At 68.3% G+C, this 19,844-nt stretch carries 19 protein-coding genes; 17 read left to right on the forward strand and 2 right to left on the reverse strand.

What is annotated here, in order from left to right:
- Positions 1–287 precede the first annotated feature (287 nt).
- The 10 genes from GP2_RS14725 to GP2_RS14770 all read left to right on the forward strand — a co-directional run bounded on the left by GP2_RS14725 (position 288) and on the right by GP2_RS14770 (position 9,008).
- Positions 288–701, forward strand: a complete 414-nt coding sequence (locus tag GP2_RS14725) for an ATP synthase subunit I (RefSeq protein WP_006901319.1) — start codon at positions 288–290, stop codon at positions 699–701.
- Positions 698–1,447, forward strand: a complete 750-nt coding sequence (gene atpB, locus GP2_RS14730) for a F0F1 ATP synthase subunit A (RefSeq protein WP_006901320.1) — start codon at positions 698–700, stop codon at positions 1,445–1,447. Before GP2_RS14725 ends, atpB begins: the two co-directional genes overlap by 4 nt.
- Before the next feature lie 133 nt (positions 1,448–1,580).
- Positions 1,581–1,832 (forward strand): F0F1 ATP synthase subunit C, encoded by a 252-nt coding sequence (locus GP2_RS14735; RefSeq protein ID WP_006360523.1) that lies wholly within the window; start codon positions 1,581–1,583, stop codon positions 1,830–1,832.
- 43 nt (positions 1,833–1,875) lie between these two features.
- Positions 1,876–2,364 (forward strand): F0F1 ATP synthase subunit B, encoded by a 489-nt coding sequence (locus tag GP2_RS14740; RefSeq protein WP_006901321.1) that lies wholly within the window; start codon positions 1,876–1,878, stop codon positions 2,362–2,364.
- Between the two features lie 2 nt (positions 2,365–2,366).
- Positions 2,367–3,794, forward strand: coding sequence for a F0F1 ATP synthase subunit B/delta (locus GP2_RS14745; RefSeq protein ID WP_006901322.1), 1,428 nt, complete (start codon positions 2,367–2,369; stop codon positions 3,792–3,794).
- 72 nt (positions 3,795–3,866) lie between these two features.
- Positions 3,867–5,495: a F0F1 ATP synthase subunit alpha gene (gene atpA, locus GP2_RS14750; RefSeq protein WP_006901323.1), complete on the forward strand. Its 1,629-nt coding sequence runs from the start codon at positions 3,867–3,869 to the stop codon at positions 5,493–5,495.
- A gap of 45 nt (positions 5,496–5,540) precedes the next feature.
- On the forward strand, positions 5,541–6,461 hold the full coding sequence (locus tag GP2_RS14755; protein WP_006901324.1) for a F0F1 ATP synthase subunit gamma: 921 nt from the start codon (positions 5,541–5,543) through the stop codon (positions 6,459–6,461).
- A gap of 63 nt (positions 6,462–6,524) precedes the next feature.
- A complete protein-coding gene (atpD, locus tag GP2_RS14760; RefSeq protein ID WP_006901325.1) occupies positions 6,525–7,973 on the forward strand; it encodes a F0F1 ATP synthase subunit beta in 1,449 nt (482 codons plus the stop codon).
- Positions 7,974–7,982: 9 nt separating this feature from the next.
- A complete protein-coding gene (locus GP2_RS14765; RefSeq protein WP_006901326.1) occupies positions 7,983–8,363 on the forward strand; it encodes a F0F1 ATP synthase subunit epsilon in 381 nt (126 codons plus the stop codon).
- A gap of 204 nt (positions 8,364–8,567) precedes the next feature.
- Positions 8,568–9,008 (forward strand): DUF2550 domain-containing protein, encoded by a 441-nt coding sequence (locus GP2_RS14770; RefSeq protein WP_006901327.1) that lies wholly within the window; start codon positions 8,568–8,570, stop codon positions 9,006–9,008.
- Between the two features lie 73 nt (positions 9,009–9,081).
- Here GP2_RS14770 and GP2_RS14775 read toward each other — a convergent pair whose 3' ends face one another.
- On the reverse strand, positions 9,082–9,690 hold the full coding sequence (locus GP2_RS14775) for a cob(I)yrinic acid a,c-diamide adenosyltransferase (protein ID WP_006901328.1): 609 nt from the start codon (positions 9,688–9,690) through the stop codon (positions 9,082–9,084).
- A gap of 56 nt (positions 9,691–9,746) precedes the next feature.
- Between GP2_RS14775 and murA the strand changes: the two genes are divergently transcribed.
- The 7 genes from murA to GP2_RS14810 all read left to right on the forward strand — a co-directional run bounded on the left by murA (position 9,747) and on the right by GP2_RS14810 (position 18,503).
- Complete coding sequence (murA, locus tag GP2_RS14780) at positions 9,747–11,003, forward strand: UDP-N-acetylglucosamine 1-carboxyvinyltransferase (RefSeq protein WP_040527143.1); 1,257 nt, start codon at positions 9,747–9,749, stop codon at positions 11,001–11,003.
- Between the two features lie 175 nt (positions 11,004–11,178).
- Complete coding sequence (mdo, locus tag GP2_RS14785) at positions 11,179–12,450, forward strand: NDMA-dependent methanol dehydrogenase (protein WP_006901330.1); 1,272 nt, start codon at positions 11,179–11,181, stop codon at positions 12,448–12,450.
- 100 nt (positions 12,451–12,550) lie between these two features.
- Complete coding sequence (locus GP2_RS14790) at positions 12,551–13,654, forward strand: MadB family AAA-type ATPase (protein ID WP_006901331.1); 1,104 nt, start codon at positions 12,551–12,553, stop codon at positions 13,652–13,654.
- Positions 13,651–15,198 carry a MadC family VWA domain-containing protein gene (gene madC, locus GP2_RS14795; protein ID WP_006901332.1) on the forward strand — a complete coding sequence of 516 codons (1,548 nt, stop codon included), beginning with the start codon at positions 13,651–13,653 and terminating at the stop codon, positions 15,196–15,198. Before GP2_RS14790 ends, madC begins: the two co-directional genes overlap by 4 nt.
- Positions 15,199–15,289: 91 nt before the next feature.
- Complete coding sequence (locus tag GP2_RS14800; RefSeq protein WP_006901333.1) at positions 15,290–16,465, forward strand: iron-containing alcohol dehydrogenase; 1,176 nt, start codon at positions 15,290–15,292, stop codon at positions 16,463–16,465.
- Complete coding sequence (locus GP2_RS14805) at positions 16,465–17,820, forward strand: MadS family sensor histidine kinase (protein WP_006901334.1); 1,356 nt, start codon at positions 16,465–16,467, stop codon at positions 17,818–17,820. The genes GP2_RS14800 and GP2_RS14805 overlap by 1 nt, the downstream gene beginning before the upstream one ends.
- Positions 17,817–18,503, forward strand: a complete 687-nt coding sequence (locus GP2_RS14810) for a MadR family response regulator transcription factor (protein WP_006901335.1) — start codon at positions 17,817–17,819, stop codon at positions 18,501–18,503. The genes GP2_RS14805 and GP2_RS14810 overlap by 4 nt, the downstream gene beginning before the upstream one ends.
- 1 nt (position 18,504) lies before the next feature.
- On the opposite strand, the gene mftM is transcribed toward GP2_RS14810, so the two are convergent.
- Positions 18,505–19,389 carry a mycofactocin oligosaccharide methyltransferase MftM gene (mftM, locus tag GP2_RS14815; protein WP_006901336.1) on the reverse strand — a complete coding sequence of 295 codons (885 nt, stop codon included), beginning with the start codon at positions 19,387–19,389 and terminating at the stop codon, positions 18,505–18,507.
- Positions 19,390–19,844 lie beyond the last annotated feature (455 nt).

Here is a 19,844-nt window from a genome sequence, read left to right on the forward strand (position 1 = left end):
TTCCCGGCTCGGTGCTGGTCAGTGCGCTGATCCGGGGACCGAGGGTGGGAGAACGACCCATTGGTAAGGGAACCATAAGACCGTGTACTATCAGCCGTAGTAGTCGCGGGAAAGGGGACTGTCCGGACTCCACGGACCGTCGGCCCACCGCGACGCATACCCCCCGGTGATCCACCTGGGAGGGTGTTGGTAGGGTCACACCGGACGAGCTGAGCAGCCTCTGGGCTGCTGCCTGCTCATGGGTGCCCCGCGCCGTCGGTACGGATCTGAGAGCTGAGGAGAGGGACATGGCCACATCTGCCCCTGATTCGGCTCCCGTCTATCCGCAGGCGCCGACCGGCCTTCGTCGTCCGGCGATCATCGCCGGCGGCATCACTCTGGTGGTCGCGGTGGTCTCGATTCTCGTCGGGCATCCGCTCTTCGCAGTGTTCTTCCTGCTCGGAGTCGCGGCAATCCTCGTCAACGCACTGCTCGTGAAGCGTGCTGTCGACACGGTCACCGCCGAGCTGAACCCCCGCAAGACCGCACTTGCTCTCAACTCCGCCATGCGCCTGGGTGCCATCACGGTACTCGCGCTGCTGGCGGCGTTTCTGGTCCAACCCGACGGGTTGGGCGCGATGTTCGGACTCGCCATCGGCCAGGTGGTCTTGGTGCTGAACACGGTCATTCCGGTGATGAAAGGACTTCGTAGCCAACCATGACGACCGCCTTCTACCTTGCTGCAGAGGATGGCGAACCAGCCATTCAGGTGGGGCATTACACCAAGTTCGAGCTTTTCGGGTTGACCTTCAACCTCGAGACCATCATCGCCACGTGCATCGCGGCGCTGATCATGCTCCTGCTGGCTTTCTATCTGAAGTCCAAGGTCACCTCGACCGGCGTCCCCTCCGGCGTCCAGCTGTTCTGGGAGGCCGTGACGATCCAGATGCGTCAGCAGGTCGAGAGCGCCATCGGCATGAAGGTCGCGCCTTACGTCCTTCCGCTGGCGGTCTCGCTGTTCACCTTCATCCTGATCTCGAACTGGCTGTCGATCCTCCCGGTCCAGGTCGGCCATCACGAGATCCTCAAGCCGCCCGCAGCGGACGTGAACTTCGCCTACGCGCTCGCGGTCTTCGTCTTCATCTGGTACCAGATCGCCGGCTTCCGGGCCCGTGGTCTGCTGGGCCACCCGCTGCGCATCGTCAAGGGTCACGTGGCATTCCTCGCGCCGATCAACATCATCGAGGAGTTCACCAAGCCGATCTCGCTGTCGCTCCGACTCTTCGGCAACGTCTTCGCCGGCAGCATGATGGTCGCCCTGATCGCGCTGTTCCCGCCGTACATCATGTGGGCGCCGAATGCGATCTGGAAGTCCTTCGAGCTCTTCGTGGGTCTGATCCAGGCATTCATCTTCGCCCTGCTGACGATCCTCTACTTCTCCCAGTCGATGGAGACCGAGGACCACTGACCCGCCCGCGAGGGCACCTCGTGGCCACCCGGCCGCGACCCACAATCACACATGACCGACCTGCGTCGGCGCCTGCCGTCGCAGCCGAAGACCTGGCACACCAGATGCCAGCAACCGAAAGGGAAATATCACAATGGATCCTTACATTGGCCTCGGCGCACTCATCGGTGGCGGCCTGATCATGGCCGGTGGCGCCGTTGGTGCCGGTATCGGTAACGGTCTGGCCGGTAGCCAGCTCATCGCCGGTATCGCTCGCCAGCCGGAGGCACAGGGTCGTCTCTTCACCCCGTTCTTCATCACCGTCGGTCTGGTCGAGGCGGCGTACTTCATCAACCTGGCCTTCATGGCGCTCTTCGTGTTCGCCACCCCGATCAGCGCCGGCTGATCCAGCTCCCCTTGTCGCCGAGTAGAAACGACACCTCCCCACAATGACGCTTGCTGCAGAGAACTTCCTACTTCCCAATGGAACGTTCTTCGTTGTCCTGCTCATCTTCGTGATTTTGCTGCTGGTCATCCGCAAGTTCGTGGTTCCACCGATTCAGCAGGTCCTCGAGGAGCGGGACGAGATGATCCGCCGCACCTCCGATGACAATCGGGCTGCCGCCGCCGAATTCGAGGACGCGGACGTCCAGTTCCGTGAACTCCTGAAGGAGGCTCGCGGTGAGGCCACTGCCACGCGCGACGCGGCTCGCGCGCAGGGCCGGGAACAGCTCAACGAGATGAAGCAGCGAGCGACCGCCGAGGCCGATGCCGCCCTGCAGTCGACCAGCGCAGAGCTGGCGGCTCAGGGTGAGCAGGCCGCCTCGACGGCTGCGGCCGATGTGGACGCACTCGCCCGTACTCTCGCGGCGCGTGTTCTCGGTGTCGACTCGGCCTCTATCACGGACACCCGATCGACGAGCGGAGCGGTGAACTAGAAATGGCTGCTGCCAACACTGAAACTGAATCCGACCAGGGCCCCATCGGGACCTGGCTCCACGACATCGGTGCCGCTTTCGACTGGCAGATCTTCGTCGCTCAGCTCGTCGGCTTCGCCGTCATCCTCTTCCTCCTGTGGAAGTTCGTCCGCCCGCCCGTGCAGAAGATGATGCGGGACCGGCAGGACACGGTGCGTGCGCAGCTCGCCGAGGCGGAGGCCGCCAAGCAGCGCGTCGCCGAAGCGAAGAAGGCACATGAGAAGGCCGTTGCCGAGGCGAAGGCCGAGGCCGTGCAGATGCAGAAGGATGCGGCGGCCGACGCCGAGAACATCGCTGCCGACATGCGCGCCCAGGCCGATCACGAGGTCAAGCGCATCACCGAACACGGGCGAGCCCAGGTTGCCCAGGTGTGTGCCAACCTCGTCCGTCAGCTGCGTGCCGACCTCGGCCTCGCGGCCATCGACCGGGCCGGCGAGATCGTCCGCGGCCACCTGTCCGACAGCTCGGCCCAGGCCGCCAGCGTCGACCGGGTGATCGGCGAGCTCGAGCAGATGGCCTCGAGCGCATCGAACACGGTTCCGTCCAGCGCCAAGCTGGTCGGCCTGCATTCGATGCGTGCCGCCAGCCGTGACTCGGCGCTCGCGGTCGCCGACAAGTTCGACGAGCTCGCCAAGGACCTCGACAGCGCTGCGCTGACCGCTGCGGCCGACGATCTGACCGCGGTCGTCAACTTCCTCGGTGACAACCCGGTGCTGCGCAAGCGCCTGGTCGAGGACGACGACAACGTCGCGGGCAAGAAGCAGTTGGTCCACAGCCTCCTCGACGGCAAGGTCGCCCCCGTCGTCGTCGAGGTCGTCGCGGAGGCCGCCGTTCAGCGGTGGTCCTCGGCCGGCGATCTGATCGCCGCACTGCGTCGCCAGAACACCCTCATCGTGCTGACCGCCGCCGAGCGTGACGGTGTGATCGAGCAGGTCGAAGACGAGCTGTTCCGGGTCAGCCGCATCCTGGAGGCCAACCCGCAGCTGGCCACGCTGCTGTCGGACTACAACAAGGACGCCGACAAGCGCGTCGACCTCCTGCAGAAGCTGGTCGGCGAGAAGGTCGGCAGCCACACCTGGTCGCTGCTCTCGTCGACCGTTCGCCTGCTGCACGGCCAGGCGGCCGACATCGCGGTGGATCAGCTGGCCGAGCTGGCCGCTGCCCGTCGCGGAGAGGCCGTCGCACACGTCGAGTCGGCCGCGCCCCTCACGGATGCGCAGGTCGCACGCCTCTCGACCGTCCTCAGCGGGATCTACGGTCGCACGATCTCGGTGCAGACCGAGGTCAAGCCGGAGCTGCTCGGCGGGCTGCGCATCAGCGTCGGCGACGAGGTCATCGACGCCGACGTCGCCACCCGGCTGGCCAAGGCGGCCGAGACCCTGCCGCGCTGACGCCATCCAGATCACCCGAACACACCAAGCCCCATAAAGCCACAGAGCTAATCAAGGAAAGACGAGAACCCCATGGCGGAGTTGACGATCTCACCAGAAGAGATTAAGGGAGCGATCGAGCAGTATGTCTCGTCGTTCGATGCCGAGGCCTCCCGCGAGGAGGTGGGCATCGTCACCGACACATCGGACGGTATCGCGCACGTCAGCGGTCTGCCCGGCGCGATGGCCAACGAGCTGCTTCAGTTCGAGGGCGGCGTGCTCGGCGTGGCCCTGAACCTCGAAGAGGACGAGATCGGCGCCGTCATCCTCGGTGACTACGAGACCCTGGAAGAGGGCCAGCAGGTCAGCCGTACCGGCGACGTGCTGTCGGTCCCGGTCGGCGACAAGTTCCTCGGCCGCGTCGTGGATCCGCTCGGCAAGCCGATCGACGGCCTGGGCGACATCGAGGCCGAGGAGCGTCGCGTCCTCGAGCTCCAGGCCGCCACCGTGCTCGAGCGCCAGCCGGTCGAGGAGTCCCTCGCCACCGGTATCAAGGCCATCGACGCCATGACCGCGATCGGCCGCGGCCAGCGTCAGCTGATCATCGGTGACCGCAAGACCGGTAAGACCGCGGTCTGCATCGACGCGATCCTGAACCAGAAGGCGAACTGGGAGACCGGCGACCCGACCAAGCAGGTGCGCTGCATCTATGTCGCGATCGGCCAGAAGGGCTCGACCATCGCCGGCGTCAAGGCCGCCCTCGACGAGGCCGGTGCGATGGAGTACACCACCATCGTCGCGGCCCCCGCGTCGGACTCGGCCGGCTTCAAGTGGCTCGCTCCCTACACCGGTTCGGCCATCGGCCAGCACTGGATGTACCAGGGCAAGCACGTCCTCATCGTCTTCGACGACCTGACCAAGCAGGCCGAGGCCTACCGTGCGATCTCGCTGCTGCTGCGCCGCCCGCCGGGCCGCGAGGCATACCCGGGCGACGTCTTCTACCTGCACTCCCGTCTGCTGGAGCGTTGCGCGAAGCTGTCGGACGAGATGGGCGGCGGCTCGATGACCGGTCTGCCGATCATCGAGACCAAGGCCAACGACGTCTCGGCGTTCATCCCGACCAACGTCATCTCGATCACCGACGGCCAGGTCTTCCTCGAGTCCGACCTGTTCAACAAGGGTGTCCGCCCCGCCATCAACGTCGGTACCTCGGTGTCGCGCGTCGGTGGTGCCGCGCAGACCAAGGGCCTGAAGAAGGTCTCGGGCTCGCTGCGTCTGGAGCTCGCCCAGTTCCGTGAGCTGGAGGCCTTCTCGGCCTTCGCCTCCGACCTCGACGACGCCTCGAAGGCCCAGCTCGAGCGTGGCGCCCGTTGGGTCGAGATGCTCAAGCAGGACCAGTACAGCCCCTTCTCGGTCGAGGACGAGATCATCTCGATCTACCTCTGCTCCGAGGGCTACTACGACTCGGTTCCGGTCGACGACATCCGCAACTTCGAGACGCAGCTGCTCAGCCACCTGCATCACGCCGCCAAGGGTGTCTACGACTCGATCGCCGGCGGGCAGGTGCTGACCGACGACCAGGCCGAGATCCTGGGTGCCGAGGTCGACAAGTTCAAGAAGGGTTACCTCACCCACGACGGCAAGCGCGTGGTCAACGAGGCCGCGGCCGAGGCAATGGATGCCGAGGACGTCGAGAACGAAGAGATCAAGATCCGCAAGTGATCTCGGACGTCAACGGACATTGCGATAAGGAAGGGGTGAGGGCTCATGGCCAGCATTCGTGAGCTGCGCTCACGCATCCGGTCGGTCCAGTCGACCAAGAAGATCACCAAGGCTCAGGAGCTGATCGCGACCTCGCGGATCACCAAGGCCCAGGCACGCGTCGCCGCGGCGAAGCCGTACGCGGAAGAGATGACGACCGTGCTCTCGGAGCTCGCGAGCAATGCGGGAACACTGGACAACCCGCTGCTGACCGAGCGCGAGAACCCCAAGCGCGCGGCGATCCTCGTGGTCACCAGCGATCGCGGTATGTGCGGTGGTTACAACGCGAACGTGCTCAAGGCGACCCGTGAACTCATCTCGCTGCTGCGCGAGGAGGGCAAGGAAGCCGTCCTGTTCGTGATGGGCCGTAAGGGCGTCGGGTTCTTCAACTTCCGTGGTCAGGAGATCGCGGACTCGTGGACGGGCTTCTCGGAGGCGCCGAAGTACACCGATGCGTCGACCGCGACCGAGTTCCTCGTGAACCTGTTCGTGGCCGGCTCGGGTACCGAGGTCGAGCGTCCGGGCGGCGACGGGACCCTCGAGGGCGTCGACGAACTGCACCTGGTGTACACGCGGTTCCAGTCGATGCTGTCGCAGGTCCCCGAGGTCCGTCGGGTGGCACCGCTGGTCGTGTCGGAGGACGACTCCGAGGACGAGAAGCCTTCGCGGAACTACACCTTCGAGCCGAACGCCGACACCCTGCTCGACGCTCTGCTGCCGAAGTACGTGGCCACGCGCGTCTACGCGGCTCTGCTGGATTCGGCTGCGTCCGAGTCTGCGGCCCGCCGCACCGCCATGAAGGCGGCGACCGACAACGCCGAGGAACTGGCCAAGACGCTCTCGCGCGAGGCCAACCAGCTCCGTCAGGCCCAGATCACCCAGGAAATCAGCGAGATCGTCGGCGGCTCGAGCGCCCTGGCGAACTAGCCGGATGCGCCACCACGACGACGAGACCCAAACTTCGAAATAAGAGGAAGTGACCCAAGCACCATGACCGCAGCAGTAGAAACCCCCTCCGCGAAGTCGGCGGGTTCCGCCGATGGGCGGGTTGTCCGCATCATCGGCCCCGTGGTCGATGTGGAGTTCCCGCGCGGCTCGATCCCCGAGCTGTTCAACGCCCTGCACACCGAGATCACGCTTCCCTCGGTCGCCAAGACGCTGACCCTCGAGGTTGCGCAGCACCTGGGCGACAACCTGGTGCGCACCATCTCGATGCAGCCGACCGACGGCCTGGTCCGTGGTGCCACGGTCACCGACACCGGCCGCTCGATCGTCGTGCCGGTCGGCGACGTCGTGAAGGGCCACGTCTTCAACGCCCTCGGCGACTGCCTGGACAGCCCGGGCCTGGGTCGTGACGGCGAGCAGTGGAGCATCCACCGCAAGCCGCCGGCCTTCGACGAGCTCGAGGGCAAGACCGAGATCCTCGAGACCGGCATCAAGGTCATCGACCTGCTGACCCCGTACGTGAAGGGCGGCAAGATCGGTCTGTTCGGCGGCGCGGGCGTCGGCAAGACCGTTCTGATCCAGGAGATGATCACCCGTATCGCGCGTGAGTTCTCCGGTACGTCGGTGTTCGCCGGCGTCGGTGAGCGCACCCGTGAGGGCACCGACCTGAAGCTCGAGATGGAGGAGATGGGCGTCCTCCAGGACACCGCCCTCGTCTTCGGCCAGATGGACGAGCCGCCGGGCACCCGTATGCGCGTGGCGCTTTCGGCGCTGACCATGGCGGAGTACTTCCGCGATGTGAAGCACCAGGACGTGCTGCTGTTCATCGACAACATCTTCCGCTTCACGCAGGCCGGTTCGGAGGTGTCGACCCTGCTCGGTCGTATGCCTTCGGCGGTGGGTTACCAGCCGACCCTCGCGGACGAGATGGGTGAGCTCCAGGAGCGCATCACCTCGACCAAGGGCCGCTCGATCACCTCGCTGCAGGCGATCTACGTGCCCGCCGACGACTACACCGACCCGGCGCCGGCGACCACCTTCGCGCACCTCGACGCGACCACCGAGCTCTCGCGTCCGATCTCGCAGCTGGGTATCTACCCGGCCGTGGACCCGCTGACCTCGACCTCGCGTATCCTCGAGGCCTCGATCGTGGGCGAGGAGCACTTCCGCGTCGCCAACGAGGTCAAGCGCATCCTGCAGAAGTACAAGGAGCTGCAGGACATCATCGCCATCCTCGGTATGGACGAGCTCTCCGAAGAGGACAAGGTCACCGTCGCCCGCGCGCGTCGTATCCAGAAGTTCCTCGGCCAGAACTTCCTCGTCGCCGAGAAGTTCACCGGCCAGAAGGGCTCGGTCGTGCCGCTCGCCGACACCATCGAGGCCTTCGACCGGGTCGCCAAGGGCGAGTTCGACCACCTGCCGGAGCAGGCGTTCAACAGCTGCGGTGGTCTCGACGACGTGGAGGCCGCCGCCGCCAAGATCGCCGGAAAGTAGCGGTAATCCATGGCTGAGAAGTCCTTCCACGTGGAGGTTGTCTCCGCGGACTCGCGCCTGTACTCCGGTGAGGCGACGTTCGTGATCGCGAAGACGACCGTCGGCGAGCTCGGTGTCCTCGCCAACCACGAGCCGCTCCTGGGCCAGCTTGTCCCGGGTGGCTTCGTGGTGATCGACGAGGAGAGCGGCACGCGTCGCGCGGCGGCCGTCGAGGGCGGATTCCTGTCCGTCACCGGCGATGCCGTGACTGTCCTCGCCGAGTCGGCCGAGTGGGCCGACAAGGTGGACGTCAACGCGGAGAAGCAGGCCCTCGAGCAGGCCGAGCCCGATACGCCCGAGTACCACCGTGCTCAGGCTCGTCTGGCTGCGGCGCAGTACCTTTCGAAGTAACACGCCGCCTCGCGCGGTATCGACCTCGGCCGGTCATCGGGATCACCCGGTGGCCGGCCGAGGTCGTTTCGCATCTGCAAGACGTCATCTGGCATGCTTGACCCCACAGCCCAAGTCCCCGCCTCCTGCGTCGCGGAAGCCCGCCGCCGGTGGATTCGTGTCGGTGCACCGTCGCCGGCCGGGGATCGCACGAAGGAGTAGGTGATGTCGCTGCCGGTCGTGTTGCTGAGCGTGCTGCTCGCCGTGGCCGTCATCCTGGGCGCGATGCTCGTATTCCGCGTCGAGAAGCTCCGGCGTGCCGGCACCCCGATCCTGCTGCGCACCATCCCGGCCGCCGTCGACGAGGGGTGGCGGCACGGCACGGTTCACTACCGCGACGACTCGCTCCGCTACTACCGGCTCGCATCGCTGCGTCCGGGACCGAATGTGACGCTGCCGCGGCAGGGCATCGAGATCACCGGGCGCCGGCGGCCGGAGGGAACCGAGACAGAGATCCTCGAGGGGATGCAGATCCTGCAGGTGCACACGAAGGGACGCGGCGACGGCGCGTACGAGCTCGCGATGGGCCCGGGAGCGGTCACCGCGTTCCAGTCGTGGGTCGAGTCACGCCAGTCGGAACGCTCCCAGCGGCGCCGCAGCGCCTGACCGACTCGGCGCAGAGAACAGCCGGACCGTGAAAACGGTCCGGCTGCAGTGTTTTTCGTGGTCTCGGTGCGGGTCAGGCGTCTTGCGGGCGCGGGCGGTTGCCGCCAGGAACCCACTTCACGTCGCCCGGGTTGCCGTCGGCGTCGCGGTTGGCGACGCGGGACAGGATGAACAGCAGATCCGAGAGCCGGTTCAGGTACTTCGCAGGCAGGACGCTCGTGTCGTCGGGATATGCGGCGACCGCGGCCCAGGCCGAGCGCTCCGCACGACGGACGACGGTTCGCGCCTGATGGAGGAAGGCGGCGAGGGGATTGCCGCCGGGCAGGATGAACGAGTCGAGGGCAGGAAGATCGGCGCCGAAGGTGTCGCACCACCGTTCGAGGGCGTCGATGTAGTCCTGCTGGATGCGCAGGGGCGGGTACTTCGGGTTCTCGACGATCGGGCTGGAGAGGTCCGCGCCCGCATCGAACAGGTCGTTCTGGACGGTGGCCAGCACGTTGCGGATGTCCTCGGGGACCTCGCCACCCAGGGCGAGGGCGAGCCCGATGGCCGCATTGGCCTCGTCGCAGTCGGCGTATGCGACGACGCGGGGATCGGTCTTGGGTACGCGGGAGTAGTCGCTGAGACCGGTGGTCCCGTCGTCTCCGGTGCGGGTGTAGATCCTGGTGAGGTGAACGGCCATGCGACGAATGTACTGCGTCGACCGGGCGCGGTGGGGCGGCGGCTAAGGTGGCATGCGTGAGCGATCGGTTTCTGGTGACGGGTGGTGCCCGGCTGTCTGGTGAGGTCTCGGTGGGAGGCGCCAAGAACAGCGTGCTGAAGCTGATGGCGGCGGCGCTCCTGGCCGAGGGCACCACGGTGCTGACCAACTCGCCGGAGATCGCCGACGTGCCGCTCATGGCGGAGGTGCTGCGCGGTCTCGGCGCGACCGTCGAGATGGAAGGCGACACGGTCACCATCACCTCGCCCGCCGAGCCGAAGTACCACGCCGACTTCGCGGCCGTGCGCCAGTTCCGCGCGTCGGTGTGCGTGCTCGGACCGCTGATGGCGCGCTGCCACCGCGCGGTGGTGGCGCTGCCGGGTGGCGACGCCATCGGTTCGCGACCGCTCGACATGCACCAGGCGGGTCTGCGTGCCCTGGGCGCGACGAGTTCGATCGAGCACGGCTGCGTGGTCGCCGCGGCCGACGCGCTCGTCGGCGCGCCGATCGCACTCGAGTTCCCCTCGGTCGGCGCCACCGAGAACATCCTGATGGCCGCCGTCCTCGCCGAGGGGCAGACGACGATCGACAACGCTGCGCGGGAACCGGAGATCGTCGATCTCTGCGAGATGCTGCAGCAGATGGGCGCGCAGATCGAGGGGGCGGGCACCTCGACCCTGACCGTGACCGGCGTCGAGCGCCTCCATCCGACCACCCACCGTGTCGTCGGCGACCGCATCGTCGGTGCGACGTGGGGCATCGCCGCCGCCATGACCCGCGGAGACGTCACCGTCCACGGCGTGCAGCCCGAACACCTGCAGCTCGTGCTGAACAAGCTCGTCGACACCGGAGCCCGGGTCGACACCTTCGACGACGGATTCCGGGTCCGCCACGACCGCCGGCCGGTCGCGGTGAACGTCTCGACCCTTCCGTTCCCCGGCTTCCCGACCGACCTGCAGCCGATGGCGATCGCGCTCGCCTCGATCTCCGAGGGCATGTCGCTGGTCACCGAGAACGTTTTCGAGGCTCGCTTCCGGTTCGTCGAGGAGATGGTGCGCCTCGGCGCCGACGCCCGCACCGACGGGCACCACGCGGTGATCCGCGGCATCGAACGTCTGTCGAGTGCCCCGGTGTGGTGCTCCGACATCCGCGCCGGCGCGGGTTTGGTGCTCGCCGGCCTGGTGGCCGACGGCGTCACCGAGGTGCACGACGTCGAACACATCGATCGCGGCTACCCGCACTTCGTGGAGATCCTGCGCAGCCTCGGCGGCGAGATCGAGCGTGTGAGCGACTGATTCGCGCATCGGCCGGGTGCGTCGTCGGCCACGGATACCTGTCCGATCGGACAGGTACCACCCCCGTCCGGTCGGGTCGACGTTGCCCGCCGACGGTCAGGACCCCTTGTGGCCGTTGTGATCTGGGCGACATTCTCGTTGTGGCAGACCCGAACGTCACAAGGAGATCATCCCCATGGCCATTGAGCTGAACCAGATCTGGGACTTCCCCATCAAGGAGTTCCACCCGTTCCCGAAGGCGAAGCTGGGCGTCGGAGCGCACGACATGCTGGGCGTCGAGGCCAAGGAACTCGGCATGACCCGAGTCCTGCTTATGACCACCGGCCTGCGCGGCTCGGGCATCATCGAGGAGCTCGTCGGCAAGATCGAGTACCAGGGCGTCGACGTGGTGCTCTACGACCAGGTGGAGTCCAACCCCAAGGACTACAACGTCATGGACGCCGCCGCGCTCTACCAGTCGGAGAAGTGCGACGGCATCATCTCGGTCGGCGGCGGCTCCAGCCATGACGCGGCCAAGGGCGCGCGCATGGTGATCGCGCACGACGGCCGCAACATCAACGAGTTCGAGGGCTTCTCGAAGGCGACCAACAAGGAGAACCCCAAGCACATCGCGGTCTCGACCACGGCCGGCACCGGCTCGGAGACCTCGTGGGCCTACGTCATCACCGACACCTCGGACATGAACAACCCGCACAAGTGGGTGGCCTTCGACGACACCTGTCTCGTCGACCTGGCCATGGACGATCCGCTGCTCTACTACTCGTGCCCCGAGCACTTCACCGCGTTCTGCGGTTTCGACGTGCTCGCCCACGCGAGTGAGCCGTACGTGTCCCGGCTCGACTTCGCGCCCTCGCTCGGCAACGCCAAGTACTCGATCGAGCTGATCGCCAAGCACCTGCGGACCGCGGTGTACGACCCGCGGAACCTCGAGGCGCGCACCGGGATGATGTACGCGCAGTACATCTCCGCGCAGGCGTTCAACTCCGGTGGCCTGGGTCTGGTCCACAGCCTCTCGCACGCGGTCAGCGCGTTCTACGACAGCCACCACGGCCTCAACAACGCCATCGCCCTGCCGCGTGTGTGGGAGTACAACCTGCCCTCCCGCTTCGAGCGCTACGCCGAGATCGCCGCCCTGATGGGCGTCGACACCTCGAAGATGACCACCGTCCAGGCGGCCGACGCCGCGGTCGAGGAGGCCATCCGCCTGTCCAAGGACCTCGGCATCCCGGACAACTTCGGCCAGCTGCGGGTCGACAGCTACGAGAAGAACCGGATGAACACCGGCAAGTACGAGGGCCGAGGCGAGGGAATCGACACCTCCGAGAAGCAGATCCGCGCGATCGCCGAGCACATGATGGGCGACTGGTGCACCCCGGGCAACCCGCGTGAGTCCACCGTCGAGTCGCTGATCCCGATGGTCACGCACGCCTTCACCGGCAGCTACTGACCCTGGGAGTCAGCTACCGGTTTCCCAGCCGATCCCGTGCCCGCCGCCATCCCCGGCACGGGATCGGCTCTCCCATCCGAACCACCATGGAAGGTCACCGATGTCGATGACGTACATCCCCACCGAGCCGGCGCCCGGAACCGACGACGGCACATACCGTTTCGAGTCGGTGGAGGAACTGTCGACGGCGTTGTCCGGGCAGGGGTACCTCATCGGTCCCGAGCTGGCCGTCGTCGTGCATCTCGCGACGCTTCTGGACCGCCCCCTCTTGCTCGAGGGGCCCGCCGGCGTGGGCAAGACCGAGCTCGCCAAGGCCCTCGCCGCGGCCTCGGGCCGCGAGCTGATCCGCCTGCAGTGCTACGAGGGGCTCGACGACTCGCGCGCCCTCTACGAGTGGGACTACGCCCGCCAGCTGCTGCACGTGCAGATGCTGCGCGACCGGATCAGCGCCGAGCTGGCCGCGGAGACGACACTTTCGGCGGCGTCTGCGGCACTGGCCCGCACCGACGTCGGCGTGTACACCGAGGACTTCCTGGTGGCCCGGCCGCTGCTCGCCGCGATCACCTCGACGACCCCGACCGTCCTCCTCGTCGACGAGATCGACCGGACCGACGAGGCGATGGAGGCGGTGATGCTCGAGGTGCTCGCCGAACGGCAGGTCTCGGTGCCCGAGCTCGGGACCTTCACCGCGCGGTCGTCGCCGTGGGTGATCCTCACCTCCAACGACACCCGGGAGCTGTCGCCGGCCCTCAAGCGGCGGTGCCTGCACTTCCAGGTCGACTATCCGGACCCGGAGACCGAACGCGCGATCGTCGCGGTTCGGGCGCCTGAGGTCGAGGACCGGGTGATCGCCGAGGTCGTCGACCTGGCCCGCCGCCTGCGCGATCTCCCGTTGCGCAAGAGCCCGTCCATCGCCGAGGTCATCGACGCGGCCCGCGCGGCGTCGTATCTGAAGTCCACCGGGGCAGGCGAGGGCAGCGGGCCCGACGCGACGGACCCGGCGCTGCTGTCGCTGCTGGTCAAGTTCGGGACCGACCTCGATCTCGCACGCGGGGCTCTCGCCCGCGCCGCGGCCCCGGCGACACCGGGAGCGGCCGAACACACCGAGATCGGGGTCGACGGCACCACGCCCCAGGGCTCGGTCACCGCGCGTGCCTTCGGCGCGGGACGCGCCCGCAGCGCGGGGACCCGCGCGAGCCGATGACCGCCATGACATCCCGCCTCGGCACGGTGCGCGAAACGCGCCGCGTCGAGATCCTCGACCTGATGTCCGTGCTGTTCGGCCGGACACTGCGGGCTGCGGGGGTGGCGGCCTCGCCGGCCGAGGTCATCGAGGTGCGGCGGACCCTGGCGATCGTCGGCGCCGCCGACCTCGCGCTGCTGCGCGCCGCGCTGCGGAGCGTGTGCGTCAAATACGCCTACGAGGCAGCGCCTTTCGACCGCGCCTTCGACATCTTCTTCGGTGCGGCCGAGGACCCCGGCCGGCCGGAGGACCTGCCGCGGCCGCGCGGCGTCGCCGCCGACCTCCCCGACGAGGTGGTGTGGGACGAGGAGTTCGAGGGCGCCGCGCGCCGGATCGGAGCCGACGAGCACACCGACGAGATCGGGCATCTCATGGAGGCCGATCCGGATGCCGGGGAGCGGCACGGCGAGAGCGCGCACCGGGAGGAGAACGACTTCACCGTCTCCGCCGGTGCCGAGCAACTCGGTGTCGACCCCGACAGCGGGGCGGTGAGTGGGGGAGTGACCTACACCGTCGAGCTCGATTCGGCGGACTCGGCGACGGTCGGCGAACTCACCGGTGCCGCGATGCGGGTGCAGAGCAAGCCCCTCGGGTTGTCGGGCGCCGCGGCGATCCTCGCGGCCCTCGACGCCTACGACCCTCGGCGTGCCTACGGCGCGGACGGCAACGCCGACCTCGACGACGTCCGCCGTCGCGAACTCGAGTCGGCGCTGGCCGCGTTCGTCGACGCCTTCGCCGAGCGACTCGACGCGGCCGGCCTGGCGGACGGCACCCCCGAGCGCACGACGTCGGTCACCACCGACCAGGCCGACATCGACCGGGCCTGTCACCGCCTGATCCAGCGGATGCGCGGAGCCCCGCGGCGGGTCATCCGCCCGGGCGACCGGGGCACTCTCGACATCCGCGCCACCCTGCGTGCGGCCGTCGCCACCGACGGAGTGCCGGCGCAGTTGTGGCGCCGTCGCCCGCGGCCCGGTCCGGTCCGGCTGCTGGTGCTGGTCGACGTCTCGCTGTCGGTGCGGCCGGTGACCGGGTTCATCCTGCGGCTGGCCCAGACCCTGCACCGATACGGTGACCGCTGCGAGGTCATCGCCTTCGTCGACCGTCCCGTGCGGGTCACCACCGCGCTGCGGGCCGCTTCCGCCGACGCGGCGCTGGCCGCCGTGCTCGCGGCCGACGGTCTCGACCTCGCGGCGAGCAGCGACTACGGCCGGATGCTGTCCGGGCTGCTCGGCGAGTTCGGGGACCTGATCTCCTCGCGCACCTCCGTCCTCGTCGTGGGCGACGCCCGCAGCAACGGGTTCGAGCCCCGGGTCGACCTCGTCGCCGAGATCGCCCGACGAGCCCACCGTCTCGCGTGGGTGACGCCCGAGCCCGCGAGGTACTGGACGCAGGCCGGTTGCGCGATGGCCGACTACGCCGAGCACTGTTCCGGTGTCGTCAGCGTCCGCGACGGCGCGGAGATGCTGGCACGCTGCGACGAACTCGGTGCGGCCCTGCGGTGAGGTGAGTAGCGTCGGGTTACCGCGGTGTGCGCCCCCATCGGGTGGCGGTGCACGGCATGACGTGATGGTGACGGTGGTGACGGAGGAATAGATGCAGGGTGGCGCACGTCGGCGCGGGGCCGGACAGGTCGCCAAGTTCCACGCGCCCGAGATCGTGCTCGGCCCCGGCGCATTCGACGAGGTGGGCCCGGCCACCGCGGGTCTCGGGATGCGCCGCCCGCTCGTGGTGAGCGACCGGTGCCTGCAGCAGACCCCGTGGTTCGGCATGCTTCTCGAGCGGTTGGCCGGCGCGGGCCTCGAAGCCGCGTCGTACGTCGACGTGTCACCCAACCCGCGTGCCGGTGAGGTCGCCTCGGCGTTCGACGCCTACAAGGCACACGACGCCGACGGCCTCGTCGCGCTCGGCGGCGGCTCGGTGATCGACGCGGCCAAGGGGGTCGCCGTCCTCGCGTCCAACGGCGGCCACATCCTGGAGTACGAGGGCATCGACCGGGCACGACTGCCCCTGCCGCCGCTCGTCGCCGTGCCGACCACCGCGGGCAGCGGCGCGGACGTGTCGCAGTTCTGCATCATCAACGACGCCGCTCGGCGCACCAAGGTCACCATCATCGGGCGTTCCCTGGTCCCGGACCTGTCGGTGAGCGATCCGACGCTGCTGTCCACGGTGCCGCCGGAGGTGACCGCGCAGGTCGGGATGGACGTGCTGACCCATTGCGTCGAGGCCTACGTCTCGCTGGCGCACGGTGCGATGACCGATTCGCTTGCGCTGGAGTCGATCCGATCGGTGTGGACCCACCTCGAACGGCTGGTCGACGATCCCGCCGACGAGGTGGCCGCCAACGAGATGTCCCTCGCCTCGCTGCGGGCCGGGATGGCGTTCACCAACGCGATCCTGGGTGCCACGCACGCCATGAGCCATCCCGTCGGCGGCCACTGCGACGCCCCGCACGGCGCGATCAACGCGGTCCTGCTGCCCCACGTCATCCGCTACAACGCGGAGGTGTGCGCGGACGGCTTCGTCGATCTCGCCGAGGCGATCGGCGTGCCCGCCGACGGCGACGCGCGAACCGTGGCCGACCGCCTCGCCGATGCGGTCTCCGGGCTGGGGGCCCGGGTGGGGATGCCGGAGTCGTTGCAGCCCTTGGGCGTTCGCGCCGAGGATCTGGACCGCCTGACCACCCACGCCCTCGCCGACTCCTGTATGACGACCAACCCGCGCCGGCCCGAGTCCGCCGCGATCCGCGACCTGTATGCGGCGGCGCTCTGATGACCGGTCCGCTCTCTCGTCCCGACCCCGGGGAACGTCCCGACCGCGCGGACCTCGACAGCCTGGTCGGCCTGCGCAGCGTCAAGGGGCGCCATTACGCGCAGTACCGCGGGGTGGAGGCGCGGCTGGGGCGCGTGGTGGCGGCTCTCGAGCGGATCTCGCGGGCGCTGGTCCGGACCGCCGAGGGACCCGAGGCGCTGGTGGTCGCGGTGGTGCAGGCGGTGCGCGAACACCTCGGCGCCGAGTGGGTGGTGTTCGGGCTCGCCGACGGTCGGCTGGAGCGCTCGGCTCCCCGGCATCTGATCAGCTCGGGCAGCGGGCGGCTGTACGCCTTCGAGGGCGCATCGGTCGCCGAGCCGCCCATCGGTCTGCCCGACGAGGTGCTCAACCGCCTCAACGACATCCTGCGCGGACACGAGCCCGTGCTCGAGCGGCCGATCCTCACCGAGGACCATGTGCACGTCCCGGTCGAACTGGACGGTCACGTGGTCGGCGGGCTCTCGGCCTGGACGTCGTCCGACCGCGGGGTCGATCCCACCGACCTCGTCGTCCTCCGCATCCTGGCGAGTCAGGCGATCGTCGCCCTGCTCAACGCGGAGCTGTTCTCCGAGACGAACCGCCACGCGGCGGAACTGGCCGCGCGCAACGAGGAACTCGAACGCACGCAACGCGAGCTGTCGGCGGCCATGCGGGCCACCCTCCTCAACGAGGAGCGCTCCCGGATCGCCCGCGAGCTGCACGACTCGGTGACGCAGTCGGTGCTGTCGGCGGGTGTGCAGATCGAACTGTGCCGGGGCCTGGTGGACGGCCCCGCGCTCGACCGGCTCGAGATGGCCGGACGCCTGACGAAAGAGGCGGTCGAACAGCTCCGGTCGTTCATCTACGCGCTCAACAACGCCACCAGTGCGCCGTCGCCCAGCGTGCGCGAGGTCCTGACCGAACTCTGTTCCCTGCACATGCCGCCGGACCTCACGACGGCGGTCCACATCCGCGGGCGGTCGCGCGAACTGGCCGACGACGTGCAGCACGCCCTGTTGCGGATCGCCGGCGAGGCACTGTTCAACGCGGCCATCCACGCGCGGGCCACCGAGGTCGTCGTGACCCTCACCTACGCACCCGACCGGGTGTCGCTGGCGGTCGACGACGACGGCGTCGGTGATCCCGACCACCTGCGGCGCGTCTTGCGGACCGCCACCCTCGGGGATCTCGCCGCCGGCCGGCACCGGGGACTGGCCAACATGTCCTCCCGTGCCGCCGAGCTCGGCGGGGAGTTGCGAATCCGCAGGTCGCGCTCGGGGGGTATACGCGTGGCGGCCACCCTGCCGACCCCGGAACAGACGAGGGAGTTCTCGTGAGTCCTGACACGACGACACCGAAGCGCGTCCATGGCGGGCGCGCCGCACGACCGATCCGGACGCTGCTGGTCGACGACCATGCCCTCCTCCGGGAGGGCATGCGATCACTTCTCGAGCGCGAGGACGTGGTCGAGGTGGTCGGCGAGGCCGGCTCGCACGACGCGGCGCTGGCCGAGGTGAACGCGTGCCGGCCCGACGTCGTGGTCGTCGACCTCAAACTGTCCGCGGGTACGGAATACGAGGGACTGCGCCTGATCAAGGACATCTCGCACCGGCACCCCGAGGTGGCGTCGCTGGTGCTCACCACCTTCCTCGACGACGACCTCGTCGTCCGCGCGGTGCGTGCCGGAGCGCGTGGATATGTGGTGAAGGATGTCGACACCACGGAACTGGTCCGGGCGATCCAGGCGGTGTCCACCGGAGGCAGCGCGTTCGATCCGCGCAGCGCGGCGGTGGTGCTGCGCACCGTGTCGGGGGAGTCCGAGACCACCGAGACCCTCAGCGACCGGGAGCGGGAGGTGCTGCGACTGCTGGCGGACGGGATGTCCAACAAGCGGATCGGGGAGACCCTCTACATCTCCGAGTCGACGGTCAAGTTCCACATCCGCAACATCATCCGAAAGCTCGGCGTCTCCAAGCGCACCGATGCCGTGTACATCGCGAGCAAGCGCGGGTTGATCTGACTCAGGCCGGGGTCAGCACCAGCCAGCCGCCGTGGTCGGTGAACACCTCCGCACCTCCGTGGGTGACGCGCTCGGCCCATCGGCGCAGATCGTCCTCGGTGAGTCGCAGCCGATGACCGAAGTGCGGGCTCGGGATCTCCTCGAACGGCACGGCGACGACGACGCGGCGCCGTGCGACGCGAAGAGCCTCGGTGATCGCGGTGAGGGCCGCAGGTTCGTCGAGGTGCTCGAGCAGATGGATCAGCGACACGGTGTCGACGGAGTCCGCGTCGTGGGGGAGGCGGGTCGCATCGCCGACTCTCGCCTCGACCGGCAGTCCGAGCCGGCGCGATGCACGGGAGAGCAGGGAGACGGCCCCTTCGGAGATGTCGCACGCGGAGACCCGCAGGCCGTCACGTGCGCACGCGAGGGCGAAGAATCCGAAGCACGATCCGACCTCCAGCAGGCTGTCGCCGGCGACGAGGGAACGGGCCCGGTGGTGAACTGGTGCGAAAGCCGAAGTGCCGGAGCGCAGTTCACGCAGGGAGTTGTCGTAGAACGCTGCCCAGGCATCGGCCGACGTGCCCGCCGAACCGCGGATGATGTCCACCGCCGCGGACTCGAACTGTTCCTGACCGCTCAACACCCCGGCCTCGACCAGCCCGACGAGACCGTCGACGACCGTGGCGTCCGAGACCGTCTGCTCGTCGAAGGGATGGACGATCTGGACGACGCCGGCCACCCGCCGCCAGGAGAGCAGGCCGCATCGCGTGAATCCGCTGGGTACGAAGGGGAATCGGAGCACGACCGGATTGCGCCGACGCCGGCGACGGCGGGGCTCCGGTGTGGGGGAGAGCGGAGCCATCGCGGCCGGGGCGTGGGACGAGGTCAGGTCCGTTGCGGTCATGTATCGACCGTAGGAACGCTCTGACCTGCGCATAACTGCCCAAGAGGGGATGGCGACCTGTCCGAAAGGACGGTTTGCGGCGCACGTCACATTCACCGATTCGGCGGAAAACCGCCTTCGGCACTGCGATTGGCGTGCGAGCGAGGCCCCGTGACCTGCGACGATGCGCAGAGCCGACCAGCGTGACCTGGGGATTTGACCCAGGCTTTGCATCTGCGTAACTTATTCCCAGTCAGCGCGCCACGGCGCCGCCCCGGAGGGCCCGGTGAGGGTTTGGTTCGGGGAGTGGAGACCGGGTTCGAGCTGACCGCCCCTGATCTTCTGGTTCGAGACCTGTTGTGTTTCGGCTGGGTGGGTTGGGGTTGCCGGACTTCCTGACTGTGCAGATCCACGGATTTGCGGGGTGGGGATCGGGTCTGGTAGGCTGGAAGAGTTGCCCCGGGGACGGGGTGATT

This window comes from Gordonia paraffinivorans NBRC 108238 (genome assembly GCF_000344155.1).
Taxonomy (GTDB): Bacteria; Actinomycetota; Actinomycetes; order Mycobacteriales; family Mycobacteriaceae; genus Gordonia; species Gordonia paraffinivorans.